Source organism: Streptomyces sp. NPDC050704 (genome assembly GCF_040654355.1).
Lineage (GTDB): Bacteria > Actinomycetota > Actinomycetes > Streptomycetales > Streptomycetaceae > Streptomyces.
On record NZ_JBFAHW010000158.1, the window covers coordinates 1 to 20,745 of the forward strand.

A 20,745-nucleotide genomic window follows, 5' to 3' on the forward strand; every position below is an offset into this window, starting at 1 on the left:
CCCGCCGCCCCTACCCGTCCCATCCCTGGGGGCTGCGCCCCCAGACCCCCGCCTATCGGCCTGAACGGCCTCGTCCTCAAACGCCGGACGGGCTGAAAGGCAGGGGCGCAGCCCCGCCTTCAGGGGCGCGGGGAACTGCGCGACCAGCCCCCACCGGCCCGCAGACAAGGCACCCGCCCCCAGCGGAGCGTTACGGCAGCATCGGATAGCTGCCCGTACTCGTCGGCGCATGCTCCGGCAACCACAGCACCGCCACCGCCCCCTCCGCCGGCACACCCTCCGGCGCCCCGGGGGGTCGTACGTTGCGGAACGTCAGTCGCGCGCCCAGCACACGCGCCTGGCCGGCCGCGATGGTCAGGCCCAGGCCGTGTCCGTGGCCCGCCCGGTCCGTGCTGCCGGTGCGGAACCGGCTCGGCCCGTCGGCGAGCAGTTCCTCCGGGAAGCCGGGCCCGTGGTCGCGGACCCGGATGACCCGGCCCTCGACCGTGACCTGGACGGGCGGCCTGCCGTGCTTGGCGGCGTTGATCAGAAGGTTGATGAGGACCCGCTCCAGACGGCGGGGATCGGTGGTGACCTCCGACTCGTGCACCACCCGCACCTCGATGTCGGCGTCCCGGGCGGCCACCCGCCGGCTCACGAACTCGCCCAGCATGATGTCCTGCAACTCGGCCCGCTCCGTCGCGCTGTCCAGCCGGGCCACCTCCAGGACGTCCTCGACGAGCGTACGCATCGCCTGCGCCCGGTCCCGTACGAGTTCCGTGGGACGGCCCGGCGGCAGCAGTTCGGCGGCGGTGAGCAGGCCGGTCACCGGTGTGCGCAGCTCGTGCGCGATGTCGGCGGTCACCCGCCGCTCGGCCTCGAGCCGCTGGCTCAGCGCCTCCGCCATCGCGTCCACGGCCTGCGCCAGGTCGTCCGTCTCGTCGTGTACGACACCGCCGATGGCGTCCCGCACCCGTACGTCCGTCTCGCCCTGCGCGACCCGACGGGCCGCCGTGGCCGCCTTGCGCAGCCGTCGCGAGAGCTGGCCGCCGATGAGCACGCCCAGCGCGCAGCCACCGAAGACGACCGCGATCGAACCGATGAGCAACGCCTCGTCGAGGTCGTTCAGCATCGCGGCGCTGCGGTCCGTGAACCCGGTGTGCAGCGACAGGATCCGGCCGTCCTTGAGCGGCACGGCGGCCCAGATGTCCGGCACGCCGTCGGGGCTCTCCGTGACATAGGTCGCCCGGCGGTCGGCCCTGGCCTTCGCCAGCAGGTCCTTCGGCAGGTCCGGGTCGTCGATCTTGATGCCGGGGAAGTTCGCCCGACCGGACGACTCGTAGTTCCGCTGCGCGATCTGGACGCGCTCGTCCGCGAGGTCGCGCGCGTTGTCGAGCATCGAGACCCGGGCGGCGTTGTGCACGACCAGGCTCAGTGCGACGGCCACCAGCGCCCCGACCGCGGCGATCGCCGCGCTGAGCTTCCACCTGATTCCCGTACGCGGTATCAGGCGCCCGAACCGCCCGCGCCCACCCCCACCGCCCGCGAGCCCACTGCCTCCGAGCCCGCCGAGCCGGTGACCGCCGACCGGTTCACCGGGCCCATGTCCCCGTCCCCCGCCGACCAGTTCATCGGGCACGCGCCCACCGCCCGTGTGCTGGCTGATACTCGTCCCCCGCATGGTCCCCGCTCAGGCCTTCAACTTGTAGCCGAAACCGCGGACCGTCTCGATCCGGTCCTGGCCGATCTTCGTACGCAGCCGCTGCACATGGACGTCGACGACCCGGGTGTCGCCGCCCCAGCCGTAGTCCCACACCCGTTCCAGCAGCTTGTCGCGCGACAGGACCGTGCCCGGCGCGGACGAGAACTCCAGGAGCAGCCGCATCTCTGTGGGCGTCAGCGCCACCGGCGTACCGTTCCTGCGTACCTCCATGCCCTCGGTGTCGATCTCCAGCTCGCCCTCCCCGAAGGACAGCACGCCACCGACGGCACCGGACGACACGTCCTCGGACCCGGTGGCGGACCGCGGGCCGCTCGCGTGCCCGAAGCGCCGCAGCACCGCGCGGATGCGCGCGACCAGGACGGCCCCGTCGAAGGGCTTCGTCACATAGTCGTCGGCGCCCGCCTCCAGGCCCAGGACGACGTCGATCGAGTCGGCGCGGGCCGACAGCATGATCACCGGGACCGTCGACTCGTCGCGGATCCGGCGGCACAGCGAGACGCCGTCCAGGCCCGGCACCATCACGTCGAGGAGCGCGATGTCGGGGCGGTTCGAGCGGAACGCCTCCAGCCCGGACAGGCCGTCGGGCATGGCGGTGACCACGAAGCCGTCGCGCTCCAGCGCGAGCTGGGTGGCCTCGCGGATGACGTCGTCGTCCTCGACGAACAGGACGTGGGTCTGCTCTGCCATCCGGTGCTCTCAGTTTCTCGGTCGGTCAGGTCAGTCGGTTCGGTCGGTTCAGTCAGTCGGTCGGTCGGTCGGTCACTGCGAGTCTGCAGGTCTGGAGGTTCGAAGTCGCGGAAGTCGCGGAAGTCGCGGGGGGAGCCTCGGAGGGCTCAGTCCGCGGCCGGGGTCGGCGTCTCGCCGCCTGCCGCCTTGCTGTAGTCGCTGCGAATCCGGTCCCGCTCCGTGAAGCGGCTCTCCGCCCAGCCGTACGTGATCACTTCCTCGCCGGACGGATACGCCACCGAGTCGCCCTTCCGGTACACCTGCTGGGTGATCACCAGGTCGCCGCGGTCGATCTCCGCGTAGACCGGAGGCTCCTCGGCCCGGAAGACGTTCTCGTACCCGCCACCCGCCTCGCGGTACACGTACGAGCCCACGCCGACCGCGTCGCCGCAGGTCATCACGTTGATCACGACATCGTCCGCGGATCCGCCGGTCAGGTCGCCGTACGACACGTCGACCGGGTACTCGTCGGCGACGCACGGCTTCAGGTCGCGCTTGACCGCCGCGCTGACGGTCGGGTCGTCCTTGACGAGCCGGACCGCGTTCACCCGGACCGGGGTCGCGGAAGCGGGCGCGGAGGGTGTGGCGGCGGAGGCCTGACCGGCGCCCGACGCCACCGAGTCGGACAGGGCCGGGCCCTCGTCCCGGGCGCCGGTGCCACCGGTGCCGCAGGCGGAGGCCGAAAGGCCGAGGGCGGCGAGCGCGGCCACTGCCGTGATCACCGCCTTCATGGCCCCGGGGGCCCGTGGGGCCGTTGTACCTAGGCCGCGCAACGCTCCCGCTCCTCACGCTCCGGCGCGCGTGCGCCGAGCTCGTCGTGTTCGGCGGAGGCCCGGCTCTCCAGCTCCTCGCGGAGCCGGGCGAGCGCCCGGTGCAGCGTGCTCTTGACCGTTCCGGCCGACATGCCGAGGGCGGCGGCCGTCTCCTCCGTGGACATCTGCTCCCAGTGTCGCAGCACCACGACGCTGCGCTGCTTCGGCGCCAGCACCTTCATGATGTCCATCAGAAGCGCGCGGTTCGCGTGCTGCTCGGTGGCGTCGTCAACGCTCGCGTCCGGGAGCTGCTCGGTGGGGACCTCCTCCAGCTTGCGGGCCCGCCACCACTCCGTACGCGTGTTGATCATGACGCGGCGCAGATAGGCGTCCGCGAGGCGCTTGTCGGCTATGCCCTCCCAGCGGCCGTACGTCCGTACGAGCGCGGTCTGGAGAAGGTCCTGGGCGTCGATCGGGTCCGGGACCAGACGGCGTGCGCTCCGCAGCAACGCGTCCTGCCGGGTACGCACGTACTCCTCGAACTCGAGCACCTCGCCCTGCGCCATTACAACCGCCTCCGTCCCCGTTTCCGACCTGCCCGCTGCCGGTTCTCCGCTGCTGCCGTACCGCTGTTCCGCGGTACGACACCGAAGTTACGGAGGTGTTGTCACGGGGTTGTCCGAGCGAGCCTGCGGGGAGCGCTCGGCTGTCCGTCGGTTGTGTAACGGAAGTAGGAGATGGGTAAAGCGAGGCGGTGGTTGGGGCGGGTGTGGGGTGATTCGTCCGCCGGGAGTTGTTGCGGGGAACTGTCACCGAGCTTGCAGCGACCTGTGGGTCAGCTCAGCGGGAGCCGGTAGAGGCCGCCCGCGAGGGGCTCGACCAGGCCGTCGGCGACCAGGCCGTCCAGGGCGCGGGCGCGCTGCACGGGTTCGTCCCAGACCCGGTCGAGGACCGACTGCGGGACCGGGGCGACCGCCTCGCGCAGTACGGCGAGGAGCCGGCCGCGGACCTGCCGGTCGGTGCCCGCGTACGTCTGGCCGCGCCGCGGCGGGCCCTCGTGGGCGGGCTTCCCGGCGAGCCGCCACGCGCACGCGGCCGCGATCGGACACCGTACGCAACTCTCGTTCCTCGCCGTGCAGATGAGCGCGCCGAGCTCCATGGAGGCGGCGGCCCAGCGCGAGGCCGTCTGCTCGTCCTCGGGCAGCAGGGCCCGGGCGAGCTTGCGTTCGGCGGCGGTCGTGGCGTTCGGCGGGTACTGGACACCGGTGACGGCCCGCGCGAACACGCGCCGCACGTTCGTGTCGAGGACGGCGTGCCGCTGCCCGTACGCGAAGGAGGCGACGGCCGCCGCCGTGTACTCACCGATGCCGGGCAGCGCGAGGAGCTGGGCGTGCTCCGTCGGCACATCGCCGCCGTGCCGCTCCGTTATGGCGACCGCCGCGCCGTGCAGCCGCAGTGCACGCCGGGGGTAACCGAGCCGGCCCCAGGCCCGGACGGCCTCGCCGGGCGCGTCCTCGGCCAGGTCCGCGGGGCGCGGCCAGCGGGCGAGCCACTGCTCGTACACCGGCAGCACCCGGCTCACCGGCGTCTGCTGCAGCATGAACTCGCTGACCATCACCCCCCACGGCCCGGCATCGGACCGCCGCCACGGCAGGTCGCGCGCGTTCTCCTCGAACCAGTCGATGACGGAGGCGTGCAGGACATCGCCGGACGCGTCGGGCACGCCGGCCGGGACACTGGATGTGGGCTTTGTGAGCTTCGTGGGCACAGTCATGGCCCTTCCGATCCTGCCATGCGAGCGGGGGCGCGTGGGTTCGGCCTGACGCAAGACAGGGGTGGGCGGCCGTCGTCCGGAATGATGATCCGGAAAAGTTGAGGTTTAAGGCGGCGGGTGGGGCCAGCGAACTCCCGGATCTCTCGTACAGTTTGCGCCGTGGGATCTCTGCGCAATCCGGTCGGGCCGCTTCCCTCCTCCATCTACTGGCGACGGAGGGCCGTTCTGCTGTCCATGTTGGCGGTGTTGGCGCTGCTGATCGCCTGGGTGCTCACCTCCGGCGGCGGTGGCGGGAACGACAACAACGCCGACGGGTCCAACGGCAAGAACCCCACGGCCTCGATCACCCCGGGCCCCTCCGGCTCCGGGCCCGCGATCAGCCAAGCCCCGGGCGGGCGCGAGGAGTCGAGCGGCGCGGGTGGCGGGAGCGGCGGGGACGGGTCGGGGGAGTCCGGTGGCACGGCGGGCTCGGGCGGCTCGGCCGGATCCAGTTCCGGCGGGGACGGGTCCGGGTCCGGATCAGGGTCCGGTTCCGGCGGCGGCGCGGCGGCCGGTGCGGGCGGCGGTGGCTCCGGCGACACGCTCCCGGCCGGTTCCAGTCTGCCCAACTGCACCGCCGGAGCCGTGAAGTTGACGCTGCGCAGCGTCAACAACGAGTACGCGCCCGGCGAGGACCCCACCCTCGAACTGATCGCCAGGAACTCCTCCGCCACCGACTGCAAGCTCGATCTCGGCCCGAAGCACGCCGTGCTGACGATCACGCAGGCAGGCAGCGACGACGAGATCTGGTCCTCCGCCGACTGCCCGACGGGCGCCGCCAGCATCCTCCTCCGCATCCCGGCGAACGACAGCGTCACCCACACCGTCGAGTGGGACCGCAAGGCAAGCGCCCCGCAGTGCGCGACCCCTCCGGCGGGCGCGGCAACCCCGGGCACCTACCTGGTCGAAGCAAAAACCCCGGGCCTGACAAAGACCCAGACATCATTCGTCCTGAAGAAGGACTAGCCGAGCCCGAGAGGCAAGCGGGACACGGGCGCCCCTTCAGAGACGCGGGCTGTGGCATGTGCGGCTCCGCCGCGCCACTCACCCGCACGAGGAACTCAGGCGCCCCCGGGCTTTTAAGGGGCGCGAGGAACTGCGCGCCCAGCCCCCACAAACCCGCACGAGGCACTCAACGGAACCCGGGGCTTTTAGGGGCGCGGGGAACTGCGCGCCCAGCCCCCACCCACCCGCACCCGGAACACAACGCAAAACTACAGCCCCGCCAAACCGCCGGAACCTACACGTAACGCTCCAGGATCGAGGACTCCGCCAGCCGCGAAAGCCCCTCCCGAACGCTCCGCGCCCGAGCCTCACCCACACCGTCAACCGTCTGCAGGTCATCCACGCTGGCAGCGAGAAGCTTCTGCAACCCCCCGAAGTGCTCGACCAGCCGGTCAATGATCGCGCCGGGCAACCGCGGCACCTTGGCCAGCAGCCGGAACCCGCGGGGCGAAACCGCAGAGTCGAGCGTCTCGGGCGAACCCGTGTACCCCAACCCCCGCGCCACCGTAGGCAGTTCGAGCAGCTCGGCGTGAGCGAGCGCATTGAGCTCGAAGAGGGCCTCGTCAACCGTGCGGGAGCGCTTCGCGGTCGGCTCGGGCACATAGTCCCGTACGACGAGCTCCCGCTCGGGCTCGACCCCGGCGATCAACTCGTCCAGCTGGAGCGAGAGCAGACGCCCGTCGGTGCCCAACTCCACCACGTACTCGGCGATCTCGGTGGCGATCCGGCGCACCATCTCCAGGCGCTGGGCCACGGCCGACACGTCCCGCACGGTGACCAGGTCCTCGATCTCCAGCGCGGACAGCGTGCCCGCGACCTCGTCGAGGCGGAGCTTGTAGCGCTCCAGGGTCGCCAGGGCCTGGTTGGCCCGGGAGAGGATCGCGGCCGAGTCCTCCAGGACCCGGCGCTGTCCGTCCACGTACAGCGCGATCAGGCGCATGGACTGGGAGACGGAGACGACCGGGAAGCCGACCTGCTTGCTCACCCGGTCGGCCGTGCGGTGACGGGTGCCCGTCTCCTCGGTGGGGATCGTCGGGTCGGGGACCAGCTGCACCCCGGCCCGCAGGATCTTGGTGATGTCCTTGTCGACGATGATGCCGCCGTCGAGCTTGCAGAGCTCGCGCAGCCGGGTCGCCGTGAACTCGACGTCCAGGACGAATCCGCCCGTGCACATCGACTCGACGGTCTTGTCCCAGCCGAGCACGATGAGCCCGCCGGTGTTGCCGCGGAGGATCCGCTCCAGGCCGTCACGAAGACCCGTGCCGGGTGCCACTGCGCTCAGTGAGGCGCGCATCAGCCCTTCGGCACCGGAGCTCCCACCGGACTTTCCGGGAGCTGCCGCCCGGTCGTTGGCTGCCACTGCACTCCTCCGGTCGCAGGTGTTTAGGGGCGCCCTCGGTTCGTACGGACGGGCGAGACCTGCGCAAAGTCTACCGGCGCTCTTCGTCCTCCCGTGGGGCCTCTCGCCGACGCGACCTCGGAAGGACCCGCAGAGCGTCCCCCACGTCGGCCACTTCCAGGACCTTCATGCCGGGCGGGATCTTGCCCGGATCGCCCGGTACGAGGGCGTGGGTGAAGCCCAGGCGGTGGGCTTCGGAGAGTCTGCGCTGCACGCCCGTGACCCGTCTGACCTCGCCCGCGAGGCCCACTTCACCGATCGCGACGAGATTTTTGGGCAACGGGGTGTCGCTCGCTGCACTGGCCAGCGCGAGCGCGATCGCGAGGTCCGCGGCGGGCTCGGTGAGCTTCACACCGCCGACCGTCGCGGTGTAGATGTCGCGCTTTCCGAGGGCGCTGATCCGGCCGCGCTGCTCCAGGACGGCCAGCATCATCTGGACGCGGGAGGTCTCCAGACCGGATGTCGTACGCCTCGGGGTGGGGATCTGGGTGTCCACCGTGAGCGCCTGGACCTCGGCCACCAGAGGGCGGCGGCCTTCGAGGGTGACGGTCAGGCAGGTGCCGGGGACGGGCTCGGTGCGGCGGGTGAGGAAGAGGCCGGAGGGGTCGGCGAGTCCGGTGATGCCCTCGTCGTGCAGTTCGAAGCAGCCGACCTCGTCCGTCGTGCCGTACCGGTTCTTGACTCCGCGCACCAGGCGCAGGCGGGCGTGCCGGTCGCCCTCGAAGCTCAGGACGACGTCCACGAGGTGTTCGAGGAGACGGGGGCCCGCGATGGAGCCGTCCTTGGTGACGTGGCCGACAAGGAGCGTGGCCATGCCGCGCTCCTTGGAGGCGCGGATCAGGGCGGCGGCCACCTCGCGGACCTGGGACGGGCCGCCGGGCGCGCCGTCGATCTCCGGAGAGGCCACGGTCTGTACGGAGTCGACGATGAGGAGGGACGGCTTCACGGCGTCCAAGTGGCCGAGGACCGCGGCCAGGTCGGTCTCCGCCGCCAGATACAGGTGGTCGTCGATCGCCTTGATGCGGTCGGCGCGCAGGCGGACCTGGCTCGCCGACTCCTCACCCGTGATGTAGAGCGTGCGGTGCTCGTCGCTCGCCGCCTTGGCCGCCACGTCGAGGAGCAGCGTGGACTTGCCGACGCCCGGCTCGCCCGCCACGAGCACGACCGCGCCGGGGACGAGCCCGCCGCCGAGTACGCGGTCCAGCTCGGGCACGCCGGTCGAACGAGCGGTCGCCTGACGGCCGTCGACCTCGCCGATGGGCAGCGCCGACGTGGTGACCCGGCCGGGAGCCGTCGTACGAGCCCCGGGCGCGCCGTACTCCTCGACCGTCCCCCACGCCTGGCACTCGCCGCAGCGGCCGAGCCACTTGGCCGTCTGCCAGCCGCACTCGGTGCAGCGGTAGGACGGCCGGTCCTTCGCGGTCTTCGTACGGGCAGCCATGACGGAAACCGTAACCGGCGGCACTGACAACGCGATCCACAGCACCGACAGCGCGGCCCGCACCGGATGCCGATACCCGGACACCTCGCACAAACCGGCCACGGCCCGGCGGGATCGCGCCACGTGCGCACAGGCCAGTGTCCCCTTATGAGGGATCGTTTCACCCGTACGGATTAAATGTGCTCAAGCGGGAAGTAGGGGCCACCACCCGGCCCCTACGGTCGCACGGGTGATGAGCAGCAGTCCGGAGACCTCCACGCACACCACCGGCGCACACCGGGCGCACCGTGCCGCTCGCGACCGGGCGGCGGCGCACGCACTGGCGCAGCGCCCGCCCGCGCGCTACGAGCCATACCTTGACGGCCTGTTCACCTACTGCCTGTCCGTGCTGTGCGACCACGACACGGCGACCGCCGCCCTCGGGGACGTCCTGGCGCTCGCCGAACGCCGCGGCGCCCGTGGCCCGGAGGCGCCCGACGACCGCAGGTCGTGGCTGTACGCGCTGGCCCGCTGGGCCTGTCTGCGCAAGCTCGCCGAGGCCAAGCAGAAACGTCATGGCACACATGCGTCCGGCCGTTCCCGGGACGCGTCGGCCGCGGCCGACGAAAGCAGGCCTCAAGGGGCGAGCGCCTCCCAAGGGGCGTACGTGCCTCAAGGGATCACCACCGAGGACCGGTTCCAGGGAGCCCACGCCACCGCCCGCCGCACCACGGACCCCGCCCACCGTCCCGGCGACCAGACCGCCCACCGCCCGGGAGACCAGACCTCCGACCTCCTCGCCGCGGCCGAAGAGGACCGCCGGCATCGCGAACTCGCCCTGCTGGCCTGGCCGGAGGCCGCCGGTACGACACCCGAACAGCGCGAGGCGCTCGAACTCGCCGTGCGTCACCAGCTCGCCGCCCACGAGGTCGCCGCCGTCCTCGGCATGGACCTGGCCACCGCCCGCGAACTCCTCGCGACGGCCGCCTGCGAGGTCGAGCGCACCCGCGCGGCCCTCGCCGTCGTCGAGACCGGTACCTGCGCGGGCGTCGCCCGGCTCACCGGCGACAACCACCTCGTACTCAGCACGGCCCTGCGCCGCGAGCTGGTCCGGCACGTCGACGACTGCCCGCGCTGCCGCCGTACCGCCGAGCGCGCGGTCCCCGGCACCTGGCCCGGCACCAGCGTCACGCCCGCCGCGCTCCCCGTACTCGAAGCCCCGCGCGCGGCCCTCCACATGGCGATGGCGCACCTCCCGCGCGCGCGGGGCGGCGGTCCGCGCTTCGACCGGCGCGGTTTCCCGATGGACCCCAAGGACCGCGCGGCCCGCCGCGACCGCCTCCGCGCGCGTGCCGTCACGACCACGGTCGTCGCCACCGTCGTGGCGGCCCCGGTGCTCGCCCTGTGGGCGGCCTACCGCGGCGCGCCCCTCACCGGAGAGGGCATGGACGGCCGTCCGGTCACCGCGAGCGAGGCGCAGGGCCCCGACGGGCTCGGCGACGAGGCACCCGGTTACGAGAACGCCGGCAACGCCAGCACGAGGCCCGACTCCCGCTTCTCCCCGGGGAGCCACTCGCCCGACGTCTCCGTGGAGGTCATCAGCGTGGCCCCGGGCCACCGCAAAAGCGACCTCTCCGTAGTGGCCGATTCCAGCGGTGACACGACGCTCATCACCCTCAGGGCGTCCGGGAGTTCACCGGTCCGCTGGTCCGCGCGGACCGGGGCGTCCTGGCTCTATCTGAGCCAGTCCTCGGGAACGCTGGAGCCCGGCGAGTCGTTGACGATCAAGGTGTACGTCGACCACCTTCGCGAGCCGGTGGGCCCCTGGAGTGCGCGGGTGTCGATCGCGCCGGCGGGAGCGGTGGTCACGATCCAGGGGTACGGGACGGCGGGGCCTTCGCGGCCCGGCCCTCGTCCGGAGCCGCCGGTCCCGAGCGATCCGACGCCGTCCGATCCCGGGCCCGGCCCTTCCGACCCCGGGCCGTCCGATCCGGGGCCGGGCCCTGACCCCGAGCCCACGCCGAGTGACCCGGCGCCCTCGGATCCCGGGCCGGAGCCCACTCCTAGCGGCCCGAGCCCGTCCGATCCTGAGCCGGAGCCCCCGCCGGACTCCTCCGGAGGTTCTACGCCGCCTCCCGGTGACAGTGGTGCGCCTAGCCCGTCGGGGAGCTGAGGGTTTTGCTTGCCGGTTCTTCTCTGCGGGTCGGTGGGGGCTGGTCGCGCAGTTCCCCGCGCCCCTTACGGGGCGCGGCCCGATACAGGGCGCGGCCGATACGCGGTGCGGCGCGATACGGGGTGCGGCCCGATACGAAGGGCGAAAGGCCGGCCCTCAGCGGCGAGCCGGGTCTGCCGGGTGGGGGGCCAGCAGGGGTAGCTGGGAGGCCAGGCGTTCCTCACACAGCTCGACCAGGCGGTCGTAGCCGGCCTTGCCCATGAGTTCGATGAGTTCCGGCCGGTACGAGACGTACACCGGGTCGCCCGCGCCGTGTGCCGAGGTCGCCGACGTGCACCACCAGTGCAGGTCGTGCCCGCCGGGACCCCAGCCGCGGCGGTCGTACTCGCCGATCGTGACCTGGAGCACGCGGGTGTCGTCGGGCCGGTCGATCCACTCGTACGAGCGGCGGACCGGCAGCTGCCAGCAGACGTCCGGCTTGGTCTCCAGGGGCTCGCGGCCCTCCTTGACCGCCAGGATGTGCAGCGAGCAGCCCGCGCCGCCTGCGAAACCGGGGCGGTTCTGGAAGATGCACGAGCCCTGGTACGGGCGGGTCTGCCGCTCGCCGTCCTCGTCCTTCGAGACCCAGCCGGTCTTCGTGCCGACGTCGTGGAGCTGCCAGATCTCCGGCGTGAGCCTCGCCACATGACCGGCGACGCGCTTCTCGTCGTCCTCGTCGGAGAAGTGGGCGCCGAGCGTGCAGCACCCGTCGTCCGCGCGGCCCGCCTGGATGCCCTGGCAGCCGCTGCCGAAGATGCAGTTCCAGCGCGAGGTCAGCCAGGTCAGATCGCAGCGGAAGACCTGCTCGTCGTCGGCCGGATCCGGGAACTCCACCCACGCGCGCGCGAAGTCGAGCCCCGTCTCGTCCGGCACAGCGGCCTGTTTCGGTGACTTCTTGGACTTGGACGCCTTCGCCTGAGCGGAACCCGCGGCAGAACCCCTGGCGGATTTGGTTGCCGACTTGTCGGCCTTTGCCTTTTTCGTCTTTGGCACCCGTCCAGGGTAAGTCGCCCAGGACCGCTCCGGGGACAGCTGACGGCCGTGCGCGCAGTAGCGTTCCGTACATGAGACTCGGTGTCCTCGACGTGGGTTCGAACACGGTGCATCTGCTGGTGGTGGATGCCCACCCAGGCGCGCGCCCGTTGCCCGCGCATTCGCACAAGGCGGAGCTGCGGCTCGCCGAACTGCTCGACGAGAGCGGGGCGATCGGCCCCGAGGGAGTCGACAAACTGATCGCTGTCGTCCGGGAGGCCCTGGAGGCCGCCGAGGACAAGGGCGTCGAGGACGTGCTGCCGTTCGCGACCTCCGCCGTGCGCGAGGCCAGCAACGTCGACGACGTACTGGCCCGGGTGCGGGCCGAGACCGGCGTCGAGCTCCAGGTCCTCACCGGCGACGAGGAGGCCCGGCTCACCTTCCTCGCCGTGCGCCGCTGGTTCGGCTGGTCGGCCGGCAAGCTGCTCGTCCTCGACATCGGCGGCGGCTCCCTGGAGATCGCGTACGGCATCGACGAGGACCCCGACGCGGTGGTGTCGCTGCCGCTGGGCGCGGGACGCCTGACGGCCGGCTGGCTGCCCGGTGATCCGCCCGACCCGGCGGACATCAAGGCGCTGCGCCGGCACGTACGCGCCCAGATCGCCCGTACGGTCGGCGAGTTCAGCCGTTTCGGGACGCCCGACCACGTGGTCGCCACCTCCAAGACCTTCAAGCAGCTCGCCCGGCTCACGGGCGCCGCGCGCTCGGCCGAGGGCCTCTACGTCCAGCGCGAGCTCAAACGCAGGTCCCTGGAGGACTGGGTCCCGCGGCTGGCCGCGATGACCAGCGACCAGCGCGCCGAGCTGCCCGGCGTCTCCGAGGGCCGAGCGGGCCAGCTCGTCGCCGGCGCCCTCGTCGCGGAGGGCGCGATGGACCTCTTCGGCGTCGAAACCCTGGAAATCTGCCCCTGGGCACTACGGGAGGGCGTAATCCTCCGGAGACTGGACCACATGGCATCGGCGTAGAGCAGCCCCTGGAGGAGGGGGCGCAGCCCCTCCTCCAGGGGCGCGGGGCTGTGTCATCGTGCGGCTCCGCCGCGTGGGCGCGCCCAGCCACACACAACCCGCAGTCGCCCATGACCCAAACCCACACGGCGATCAGGCGCCCCCAGGCCAACGTCCACCGCGCTTCCCCGACCAACACAGGCACCCCGTAACCTGTCCCCGTGGCAGAACCAGTCGTGCGCATCCCGGATGCGAAGGTCGCACTGTCCACGGCCTCCGTGTACCCGGAGTCGACGGCGACGGCCTTCGAGATCGCCGCGCGCCTCGGGTACGACGGCGTCGAGGTCATGGTGTGGACCGACCCGGTCAGCCAGGACATCGAGGCCCTGCGCAGACTCAGCGACTACCACCGGGTCCCGATCCTGGCGGTGCACGCCCCCTGCCTGCTGATCACCCAGCGCGTCTGGTCCACCGACCCGTGGATCAAGCTCCAGCGCGCACAGGCCGCCGCCGAGAAACTCGGCGCCTCCACCGTCGTCGTACACCCGCCCTTCCGCTGGCAGCGCCAGTACGCGCGTGACTTCGTCACCGGGATCTGGCGGATGGCGAACGAGACGGATGTACGGTTCGCCGTCGAGAACATGTACCCCTGGCGCTACCGCGACCGCGAGATGCTGGCGTACGCCCCCGACTGGGACGTCACCAAGGAGGACTACCGGCACTTCACGGTCGACCTCAGCCACACCGCGACGGCCCGCACCGACGCGATGCACATGATCGACCGCATGGGCGACCGCCTCGGCCACGTCCACCTCGCCGACGGCAACGGCTCCAACAAGGACGAGCACCTGGTGCCCGGCCGCGGCACGCAACCCTGCGCCGAGCTGCTCGAACGGCTCGCCCTGTCCGGCTTCGACGGCCATGTCGTCATCGAGGTCAACACCCGCCGGGCCATGTCCAGCGCCGAACGCGAGGCCGACCTCGCGGAGGCCCTCGCCTTCACCCGGCTCCACCTGGCCTCGGCCGTCCGGGTCCCGCGCTCATGACCAGCGCGGCCCCCCGCCGCCGGGGACGACCCTCCCGTACGGAGTCGGCGGACGTCCCCGCCGCCCGGGACCGCATCCTGGCGGCGGCCCGGGAGGAGTTCTCCGAGCGCGGCTACGACAAGACGTCCGTACGCGGCATCGCCAAGGCCGCGGGCGTGGACGCGGCGCTCGTGCACCACTACTTCGGTACCAAGGAGCAGGTTTTCGAGGCGTCCATCGAGGTCGTCTTCGGGCCGCTCCTGAACGCCCCCGGCTCGATCGGCGAGGGTCCCCTGGACGGTGTCGGCGAACGGCTGGCCCGCTTCTTCTTCGGGGCCTGGGAGAGCCCGGCGACGCGTTCGGCGCTGCTCGCGGTCGTCCGCTCCGCCATGAACCACGAGGCCGCGGCAGCGGTCTTCCGGCGGCTCGTCTCCACCCAGATCCTGCGCCGGGTCGCCGCCCAGCTCGACCTCCCGGACGCCGAACTGCGCGCCGAACTCGCCGCCGCCCAACTGGTCGGCATCGCGATGCTGAGGTACGTGATCAAGGTCGAACCCCTGGCCTCCACGGACCCGGAACAGATCATCGCCAGGGTGGCCCCGGCGATCCAGGCCCATCTGACCAGCCCTTGACCAGCCCTTGAGGCCGGGCAGCCGCCCCGAACGGGCGTGCGCGACCCACCACGACCCGCACCCGAAAACCGAGACAGGCGTCCCGCATTCCGGACCAGCTGTCCGAATCCTGGCGGGCGGGCGTAGGCTCGATACGAGTCATTACTCTCCGAAGGAGCGAGCGACGATGCCCGAGCTGAGGTCCCGCACAGTCACCCACGGCCGCAACATGGCGGGCGCACGCGCCCTTATGCGCGCCTCCGGTGTACCGGGCGCGGACATCGGACGGAAGCCGATCATCGCGGTCGCCAACTCGTTCACGGAGTTCGTGCCCGGTCATACCCACCTCCAGCCGGTCGGCCGCATCGTGAGCGAGGCCATCACCGCCGCCGGAGGCATCCCGCGCGAGTTCAACACGATCGCCGTCGACGACGGCATCGCGATGGGCCACGGCGGAATGCTGTACTCCCTGCCGTCCCGCGACCTGATCGCGGACAGCGTGGAGTACATGGTGGAGGCCCACTGCGCCGACGCCCTGATCTGCATCTCCAACTGCGACAAGATCACCCCCGGCATGCTGATGGCGGCCCTGCGCCTCAACATCCCGACGGTCTTCGTCTCCGGCGGCCCGATGGAGTCCGGCCGCGCGACGCTGGTCGACGGCACGGTCCGTACGCTCGACCTGGTCGACGCGATCTCCGACGCCGTGAACGACAAGATCTCGGACGAGGACATCCTCCGTATCGAGGAGAACGCCTGTCCGACCTGCGGTTCGTGCTCCGGCATGTTCACGGCCAACTCGATGAACTGCCTGACCGAGGCCATCGGCCTGTCCCTCCCCGGCAACGGCTCGGTCCTCGCCACGCACACCGCCCGCAAGGCGCTGTACGAGGACGCGGGTCGCACGGTCATGGACATCACCCGCCGCTACTACGAGCAGGACGACGAGTCGGTCCTGCCCCGTAACGTCGCCACCCTCGCGGCCTTCGAGAACGCCATGGCCCTCGACATCGCCATGGGCGGCTCGACCAACACGATCCTGCACCTGCTGGCCGCCGCCCAGGAGGCGGAGGTCCCCTTCGGCCTGGACGAGATCAACGCGGTCTCGCGCCGTGTGCCCTGCCTGGCCAAGGTCGCCCCGAACGTCGCGAAGGACCGCACGTACTACATGGAGGACGTGCACCGGGCCGGCGGCATCCCGGCCCTCCTCGGCGAACTGCACCGCGCGGGCCTGCTGAACGAGGACGTGCACTCGGTCCACAGCCCGTCCCTGTCGGACTGGCTCAAGACCTGGGACGTGCGGGCGGGCTCCCCGTCCCCCGAGGCGATCGAGCTGTGGCACGCGGCCCCCGGCTGCGTCCGCTCCGCCGAGGCCTTCTCCCAGTCCGAGCGCTGGGAGGCCCTGGACGAGGACGCCGAGGGCGGCTGCATCCGCTCGGCGGAGCACGCGTACTCGAAGGACGGCGGCCTGGCGGTCCTCAAGGGCAACCTGGCCATCGACGGCTGCGTCGTGAAGACGGCCGGCGTCGACGAGTCGATCTGGACCTTCGAGGGCCCGGCGGTCGTCTGCGAGTCGCAGGAAGAAGCCGTCGACAAGATCCTCAAGAAGCAGATCACGCACGGCGACGTCGTCGTCATCCGCTACGAGGGCCCCAAGGGCGGCCCCGGCATGCAGGAGATGCTCTACCCGACCTCCTTCCTGAAGGGCCGCGGCCTCGGCAAGACCTGCGCCCTGATCACCGACGGCCGCTTCTCCGGCGGCACCTCGGGCCTCTCCATCGGCCACGCCTCACCCGAGGCGGCCTCCGGCGGCACGATCGCCCTCGTCCAGGACGGCGACCGCATCCGCATCGACATCCCGAACCGCAGCATCGAGCTCCTCGTCTCCGAGGAGGAGCTGGCGACCCGCCGCGAGGCCCTGAACGGCGTGTACGCCCCGGTCGCCCGCGAGCGCAAGGTCTCGGCCGCCCTCCGCGCGTACGCCGCCATGGCGACCAGCGCCGACAGGGGCGCCGTCAGGGACGTCTCGCTGCTCGGCGGCTAGCCCGCCCGGCGCCAGCCAGATACGTGAGCCCGCCCGGTCCTCACCACCGGGCGGGCTCGCCGTTTGCCGGACCCACGCGCTCCGGGCCCACGCGCTCCGAATCCACTCACTCCGAATCCGCTCGCTCCGGGCATCGTGTCCGGAACGCCTGAGGTCACCAGCCGGCGGGTTCGCGCGCGTTCACCGCGAAGACGCTGCCGTCCGGCGCGCTGCCGAAGACCCGGTCGCCCACGACCACGGGCGTGGGCAGCCCGGCCACGACGCGCGCCGTGTTCCCGCCGAGCCGAGGACGGGTCTGCCCCAGGGGTTTGCCGGTGCGGGCGTCGGTGGCGAGGAGGCGGCCGTCAGGGGCGGTGACGTACACATGGCCGCCGGACACCACGGGCCGCGACGGGCGGCTGACCGACGTCTCCAGGCGCCACAGCTCGGCGCCGTCCCCGGCCCGGCGCGTGTCGACAGCCACCAGTGAGCCCCCGACGTCGCTGAGATACACGATCCCGCCACTCTCCGCGGCCGAGGCCTGATCGAGCGGAGTCGGCAGGGACACGCGGCGGACGCTCCGCTTCGCGCTGTCGACCCGGACGATCGCGTCGACCAGCTGGTCATTGGCCGACATGAGGTAAACGGCCCCGTCCGGCGCGGCGAACGGACTCAGGTTTCCGGCCGCCGACCTCGTCCACAACACCGAGCCCCGCTCCACGGACACCGCACTGACCTGCGTGACGGATCCGTCGGCGGAGGGCGTCGCCGCATAGAGGACTCCGGCCTCGCCCGAACCGCTGATCCACTGCGTACCCAGGCCGCCGATGCGCCCGCTCCAGCGCTCCTCGCCCGACGCGCTGTCCAGCGCCCGCACGGCGCCACGCTCTCCGACCAGGAGCGTGGTGTCCGCACTGTGCACGACAGCCGCGTACGCGGAGGTGTCGACGTCCCAACGCTGCTTCCCCGAACGGGGATCGAGCGCTCTGAGCCGACCGTCGCTCGCGATGTGCAGCAGCCCGCCGGACAACTCCGGCAACGCCGTCGCGTCCTCCGAAGAGCCGCCGTTCGCGCTCCCGTCGGCGTCCTCTTCCGTGCCCTTCTCCGTGCCCTTGTCCTCGTTCTTCTCCTTGTACGACCAGACGACCCGGCCGTCCACGGCATCGAGCCGTGCCGCCGGAACCCCCGGTGCGGTGCAGTAGAGGGCGCCCCCACCTGACGTACAGGCCGGAGGCGTGTCCTGCGTCCGGTCTCCGCCGAGTGTCGTGCTCCACGGCCGGAAGGTTTCGGCGCCTGATTTGACGGGAGCCTTCGGTGGCGCGTCGGACGAGGCCAACTCCCGTATGCCCAGGCCGCCTCCGACGGCCAGCACGAGCGCGACGCCGACGGCCGGGGCCCATCTGAGCCGGCGGCGACTGCGCGTGGCCGAGGCCGAGGCCGTGGTCGGCTCCGGCGACCGGCTCCCGGCGACATGCGTCTCTTCGGGAGGACGTCGCTGGGCCGGAATGCGCGGCGCCGAGGTGGCCGTCGGCTGACGCAGGGCGTCCATCACCTCGGCGGGCACGGGCCGTTCGGCGGGATCCTTCGCCAGGCAGCGCAGGATCAACGGCACCAGATCGTGCGGGACACCGGCCAAGTCCGGCTCGTTGTGCACCACTTGGTACGCGACGATGTACGGGCTGTTGGAGTCGAAGGGCCCGCGCCCCGTCGCCGCGTGGGCGAGCACCGCCCCCATCGCGAACACATCGGCCGCCGGTCCGACCTCCCTCGGCCGCTGGAACTGCTCGGGCGCCATGAAGGGCGGCGAACCGATCAACTTGCCGGTCTCCGTGCGCAGATCACTGTCCGTAGGCCGCGATATCCCGAAGTCGATGACCTTGGGACCGTCGGGCGCGAGCAGTACGTTGCTCGGCTTGAGATCCCGGTGGACCACTCCGGCGCGATGAATGTCGCGCAGCGCCTCGGCCAGTCCCGCTCCGAGCCTGCGCACCTCGTCCGGCTCCATCGCACCCTTCCGCTTCACCTGCTCGGCGAGGGTGGGGCCGGGTATGAACAGGGTTGCCATCCACGGTAGTCGGGCGTTCGGATCCGCGTCCACCACGGGGGCCGTGAAGGCTCCGCTCACCCGGCGGGCGGCGTTCACCTCCTGCCGGAAACGGGCCCTGAACTCGGGGTCCGCCGCGTACTCGGAATGCACGACCTTGATGGCGAGACGCAGACCGGAAGCGGACGTCGCGAGATGCACCACACCCATGCCGCCCGCACCCAGGCAGGACTCAAGGCGGTACTGCCCGGCGTATTCCGGGTGTTCCGCTTCCTGGCCGGATCCGAAGCTGCGCAGCGGGGCCATTGCCCACCCCCGTGTCTGTGTCCGCAAGCGCGACGCACGGAGCCTAGTCGATGGTGCGTGCGATGTCGGACGGGCTTGCTAGCCTGCGCGCGTCGCGTGTGAAAGGCGTCGACAGGACAAAAACATCAACGGGGGAGACCAGAATGGCTGTTGAGGACGGAACGAACACGGTCGAAGGCATAGCGGCGGAGGCGGCGGAGGCGACCGAGACGCTCGCAGCCGCGGAGAGCACGGAGGCGCTGGCGGTCCGCTACCCGGTCGCTCCGGGCATCCGGCTGAAGGTCCGCAGCGGCCCCGGCACCCAGTACCAGCTGATCAAGGTGCTGCCGCTCGGCTCCCGAGTGCCGATCAACTGCCAGAAGCCCGGCGAGTGGATCACCGGCACCTACGGCACGACGAACCTCTGGGACAACATCGCCAACGGCCAGTACGTCTCGGACGCGTATGTGAACACGGGCAGCGACGGGTATGTAGCACCTCGCTGCGCCTGACGCATGGAGTGGCATGAGACTCGGGAGGGGACACACATGAAGTTCGGCAAGGTCGGCAAGGGAAGACGCACGCTGATCGCGGGTGCGGGGGTTTCGGCGCTCCTCATGGTCATGGGCTCGCCGACGACGGCGAGCGCCGCCGCGGACGCGAGGTACTACTCGGTCGCGCCCGGCTACAGAGTGAACGTCCGCAGTGGGCCGAGCACCGACTACACCGTGATCCGCGTTCTGTCCGAGGGCGCCAAGGTCCGGATCTACTGTCAGCGCCCGGGCGAGACGATTACCGGCCCCTACGGCACGAGCAACATCTGGGACAACATCGACAACGGTGAGTACATCTCGGACGCGTACGTGGACACGGGCAGCGACGGGTATGTAGCAGCTCGCTGCTCCTGAGCCCCCTGTCTCCCTGACCGGAATCCGAACCTTCGGCCCGAGCCCGAGTGCCACCGCCGCATCCGGCCCCTCGGGACCAGTCCGGACTCCGAGCCGGGACCCTGGGAAGGGACGAGCCCCGAGAATCGCCTCGGCCCTGGCGCCACCCGGCCCACGGGCCGAGGCGATAATCAAGCGGTGAGCGACGAAACCGGCACCCCCGCAGGCCCCCGCCCCGAACCGATCCGCTTCTTCGGAACAACCTGGGTGGATCACGACGGCGGCTACCGGGCCCGCCGCGCGGCCGCGACCGCCGGTTCCCTCGCCACGACCGTGGCGAGCTGCCTGATCCTCCGCTTCGCGTACGAGGGCCTGGAGATCGCAGCCGTGGGCGGTTTCGTCAGCCTCCTGGTCGTCGTGATGTTCGCCGTGTGCAGTGCGATCGCCTTCCGCCACACCTGGGAGAGCTACAACAAACGCCCGAGCCCCGACACCCAGTCCTCCCTCCGAGGCCTCCTGACCATCGGCTTCCTCGGCACCCTCACCGCGTACTTCGTCCGCTCCCTCGTAGAAGCCCCAGGCGAAAAACTCCACCGCGCCGAATACGAGACAGCCCGCGCCCAGTACGAACGCCGCACATCCCGCCGCAGAGGCAACCCCGCACGCAGACAACACCCTTGATCAGCCGAGTCCCTCCTCCTTTGCGGCCCGCTCAGGCCCCTCCAGCCCGTCCGCGCACTCCCCCAGCCCGCCCGCGCACCCCCAGCCCGTCCGGCGTTTGAGGACGAGGCCGAAAGGAATATCACACGTCGGAACACCAGTAACCAAGACGGAACAATCGTATGGCGTGTGCTGGGTGTAAGGG

Annotated in this window: 18 protein-coding genes; 9 read left to right on the forward strand and 9 right to left on the reverse strand. The window is 71.5% G+C overall.

Translation table 11 applies throughout. The annotated features are described in order from the left end of the window. Window positions 1-190 precede the first annotated feature (190 nt). The 5 genes from cseC to AB0I18_RS46965 form a co-directional block, all read right to left on the reverse strand. Window positions 191-1,486 (reverse strand): two-component system sensor histidine kinase CseC, encoded by a 1,296-nt coding sequence (cseC, locus tag AB0I18_RS46945; protein WP_363111988.1) that lies wholly within the window; start codon window positions 1,484-1,486, stop codon window positions 191-193. Window positions 1,487-1,669: 183 nt separating this feature from the next. After that, entirely contained in the window at window positions 1,670-2,389 is a 720-nt protein-coding gene (gene cseB / locus AB0I18_RS46950) for a two-component system response regulator CseB (RefSeq protein WP_363111973.1), read from the reverse strand. Between the two features lie 146 nt (window positions 2,390-2,535). After that, window positions 2,536-3,159 (reverse strand): hypothetical protein, encoded by a 624-nt coding sequence (locus AB0I18_RS46955; protein WP_363111974.1) that lies wholly within the window; start codon window positions 3,157-3,159, stop codon window positions 2,536-2,538. 29 nt (window positions 3,160-3,188) lie between these two features. After that, window positions 3,189-3,746: a SigE family RNA polymerase sigma factor gene (locus tag AB0I18_RS46960; protein WP_363111975.1), complete on the reverse strand. Its 558-nt coding sequence runs from the start codon at window positions 3,744-3,746 to the stop codon at window positions 3,189-3,191. Between the two features lie 269 nt (window positions 3,747-4,015). After that, window positions 4,016-4,954: an A/G-specific adenine glycosylase gene (locus AB0I18_RS46965; RefSeq protein WP_363111976.1), complete on the reverse strand. Its 939-nt coding sequence runs from the start codon at window positions 4,952-4,954 to the stop codon at window positions 4,016-4,018. A gap of 159 nt (window positions 4,955-5,113) precedes the next feature. Between AB0I18_RS46965 and AB0I18_RS46970 the strand changes: the two genes are divergently transcribed. After that, complete coding sequence (locus tag AB0I18_RS46970) at window positions 5,114-5,959, forward strand: hypothetical protein (RefSeq protein ID WP_363111977.1); 846 nt, start codon at window positions 5,114-5,116, stop codon at window positions 5,957-5,959. A gap of 274 nt (window positions 5,960-6,233) precedes the next feature. Here the strand turns inward: AB0I18_RS46970 and disA are convergent, their stop codons facing one another. Next, the gene (gene disA, locus AB0I18_RS46975) at window positions 6,234-7,358 is read right to left on the reverse strand and encodes a DNA integrity scanning diadenylate cyclase DisA (RefSeq protein ID WP_363111978.1); all 1,125 of its coding nucleotides are present in this window, start codon (window positions 7,356-7,358) and stop codon (window positions 6,234-6,236) included. 70 nt (window positions 7,359-7,428) lie between these two features. Further along, the gene (gene radA / locus AB0I18_RS46980; RefSeq protein ID WP_363111979.1) at window positions 7,429-8,838 is read right to left on the reverse strand and encodes a DNA repair protein RadA; all 1,410 of its coding nucleotides are present in this window, start codon (window positions 8,836-8,838) and stop codon (window positions 7,429-7,431) included. 232 nt (window positions 8,839-9,070) lie between these two features. Here radA and AB0I18_RS46985 point away from each other — a divergent pair, with 232 nt between their 5' ends. After that, a complete protein-coding gene (locus AB0I18_RS46985) occupies window positions 9,071-10,990 on the forward strand; it encodes a hypothetical protein (protein ID WP_363111980.1) in 1,920 nt (639 codons plus the stop codon). Between the two features lie 156 nt (window positions 10,991-11,146). On the opposite strand, the gene AB0I18_RS46990 is transcribed toward AB0I18_RS46985, so the two are convergent. Further along, window positions 11,147-11,902, reverse strand: a complete 756-nt coding sequence (locus AB0I18_RS46990) for a hypothetical protein (protein WP_363111989.1) — start codon at window positions 11,900-11,902, stop codon at window positions 11,147-11,149. Window positions 11,903-12,093: 191 nt separating this feature from the next. Here AB0I18_RS46990 and AB0I18_RS46995 point away from each other — a divergent pair, with 191 nt between their 5' ends. The 4 genes from AB0I18_RS46995 (at window position 12,094) to ilvD (ending at window position 16,685) form a co-directional block, all read left to right on the forward strand. Continuing rightward, window positions 12,094-13,026 (forward strand): Ppx/GppA phosphatase family protein, encoded by a 933-nt coding sequence (locus AB0I18_RS46995; protein ID WP_363111981.1) that lies wholly within the window; start codon window positions 12,094-12,096, stop codon window positions 13,024-13,026. Between the two features lie 200 nt (window positions 13,027-13,226). Then, on the forward strand, window positions 13,227-14,051 hold the full coding sequence (locus tag AB0I18_RS47000) for a sugar phosphate isomerase/epimerase (protein WP_363111982.1): 825 nt from the start codon (window positions 13,227-13,229) through the stop codon (window positions 14,049-14,051). Next, entirely contained in the window at window positions 14,048-14,662 is a 615-nt protein-coding gene (locus AB0I18_RS47005) for a TetR family transcriptional regulator (protein WP_363111983.1), read from the forward strand. Before AB0I18_RS47000 ends, AB0I18_RS47005 begins: the two co-directional genes overlap by 4 nt. Window positions 14,663-14,828: 166 nt before the next feature. Further along, the gene (gene ilvD / locus AB0I18_RS47010) at window positions 14,829-16,685 is read left to right on the forward strand and encodes a dihydroxy-acid dehydratase (RefSeq protein ID WP_363111984.1); all 1,857 of its coding nucleotides are present in this window, start codon (window positions 14,829-14,831) and stop codon (window positions 16,683-16,685) included. 154 nt (window positions 16,686-16,839) lie between these two features. On the opposite strand, the gene AB0I18_RS47015 is transcribed toward ilvD, so the two are convergent. Beyond that, a complete protein-coding gene (locus tag AB0I18_RS47015) occupies window positions 16,840-19,014 on the reverse strand; it encodes a PQQ-binding-like beta-propeller repeat protein (RefSeq protein WP_363111985.1) in 2,175 nt (724 codons plus the stop codon). A 143-nt stretch (window positions 19,015-19,157) separates the two neighbouring features. Between AB0I18_RS47015 and AB0I18_RS47020 the strand changes: the two genes are divergently transcribed. The 3 genes from AB0I18_RS47020 (at window position 19,158) to AB0I18_RS47030 (ending at window position 20,561) form a co-directional block, all read left to right on the forward strand. Beyond that, entirely contained in the window at window positions 19,158-19,505 is a 348-nt protein-coding gene (locus tag AB0I18_RS47020; RefSeq protein ID WP_363111986.1) for a peptidase, read from the forward strand. A 105-nt stretch (window positions 19,506-19,610) separates the two neighbouring features. Then, the gene (locus tag AB0I18_RS47025; protein ID WP_363111990.1) at window positions 19,611-19,901 is read left to right on the forward strand and encodes an SH3 domain-containing protein; all 291 of its coding nucleotides are present in this window, start codon (window positions 19,611-19,613) and stop codon (window positions 19,899-19,901) included. 177 nt (window positions 19,902-20,078) lie between these two features. Next, on the forward strand, window positions 20,079-20,561 hold the full coding sequence (locus AB0I18_RS47030; RefSeq protein WP_363111987.1) for an EamA/RhaT family transporter: 483 nt from the start codon (window positions 20,079-20,081) through the stop codon (window positions 20,559-20,561). Window positions 20,562-20,745: the final 184 nt, after the last annotated feature.

What these genes read in the sequence shown, in the direction of transcription:
- AB0I18_RS46985 (WP_363111980.1), top strand. Translation starts at nt 9,071, where the DNA reads ATGAGCAGCAGTCCGGAGACCTCCACGCACACCACCGGCGCACACCGG.
- radA (WP_363111979.1), bottom strand. Translation starts at nt 8,838, where the DNA reads ATGGCTGCCCGTACGAAGACCGCGAAGGACCGGCCGTCCTACCGCTGC.
- ilvD (WP_363111984.1), top strand. Translation starts at nt 14,829, where the DNA reads ATGCCCGAGCTGAGGTCCCGCACAGTCACCCACGGCCGCAACATGGCG.
- AB0I18_RS46955 (WP_363111974.1), bottom strand. Translation starts at nt 3,159, where the DNA reads ATGAAGGCGGTGATCACGGCAGTGGCCGCGCTCGCCGCCCTCGGCCTT.
- cseB (WP_363111973.1), bottom strand. Translation starts at nt 2,389, where the DNA reads ATGGCAGAGCAGACCCACGTCCTGTTCGTCGAGGACGACGACGTCATC.
- AB0I18_RS47005 (WP_363111983.1), top strand. Translation starts at nt 14,048, where the DNA reads ATGACCAGCGCGGCCCCCCGCCGCCGGGGACGACCCTCCCGTACGGAG.
- AB0I18_RS46960 (WP_363111975.1), bottom strand. Translation starts at nt 3,746, where the DNA reads ATGGCGCAGGGCGAGGTGCTCGAGTTCGAGGAGTACGTGCGTACCCGG.
- AB0I18_RS46965 (WP_363111976.1), bottom strand. Translation starts at nt 4,954, where the DNA reads ATGACTGTGCCCACGAAGCTCACAAAGCCCACATCCAGTGTCCCGGCC.
- AB0I18_RS47025 (WP_363111990.1), top strand. Translation starts at nt 19,611, where the DNA reads ATGGTCATGGGCTCGCCGACGACGGCGAGCGCCGCCGCGGACGCGAGG.
- AB0I18_RS47020 (WP_363111986.1), top strand. Translation starts at nt 19,158, where the DNA reads ATGGCTGTTGAGGACGGAACGAACACGGTCGAAGGCATAGCGGCGGAG.
- AB0I18_RS47015 (WP_363111985.1), bottom strand. Translation starts at nt 19,014, where the DNA reads ATGGCCCCGCTGCGCAGCTTCGGATCCGGCCAGGAAGCGGAACACCCG.
- AB0I18_RS46995 (WP_363111981.1), top strand. Translation starts at nt 12,094, where the DNA reads ATGAGACTCGGTGTCCTCGACGTGGGTTCGAACACGGTGCATCTGCTG.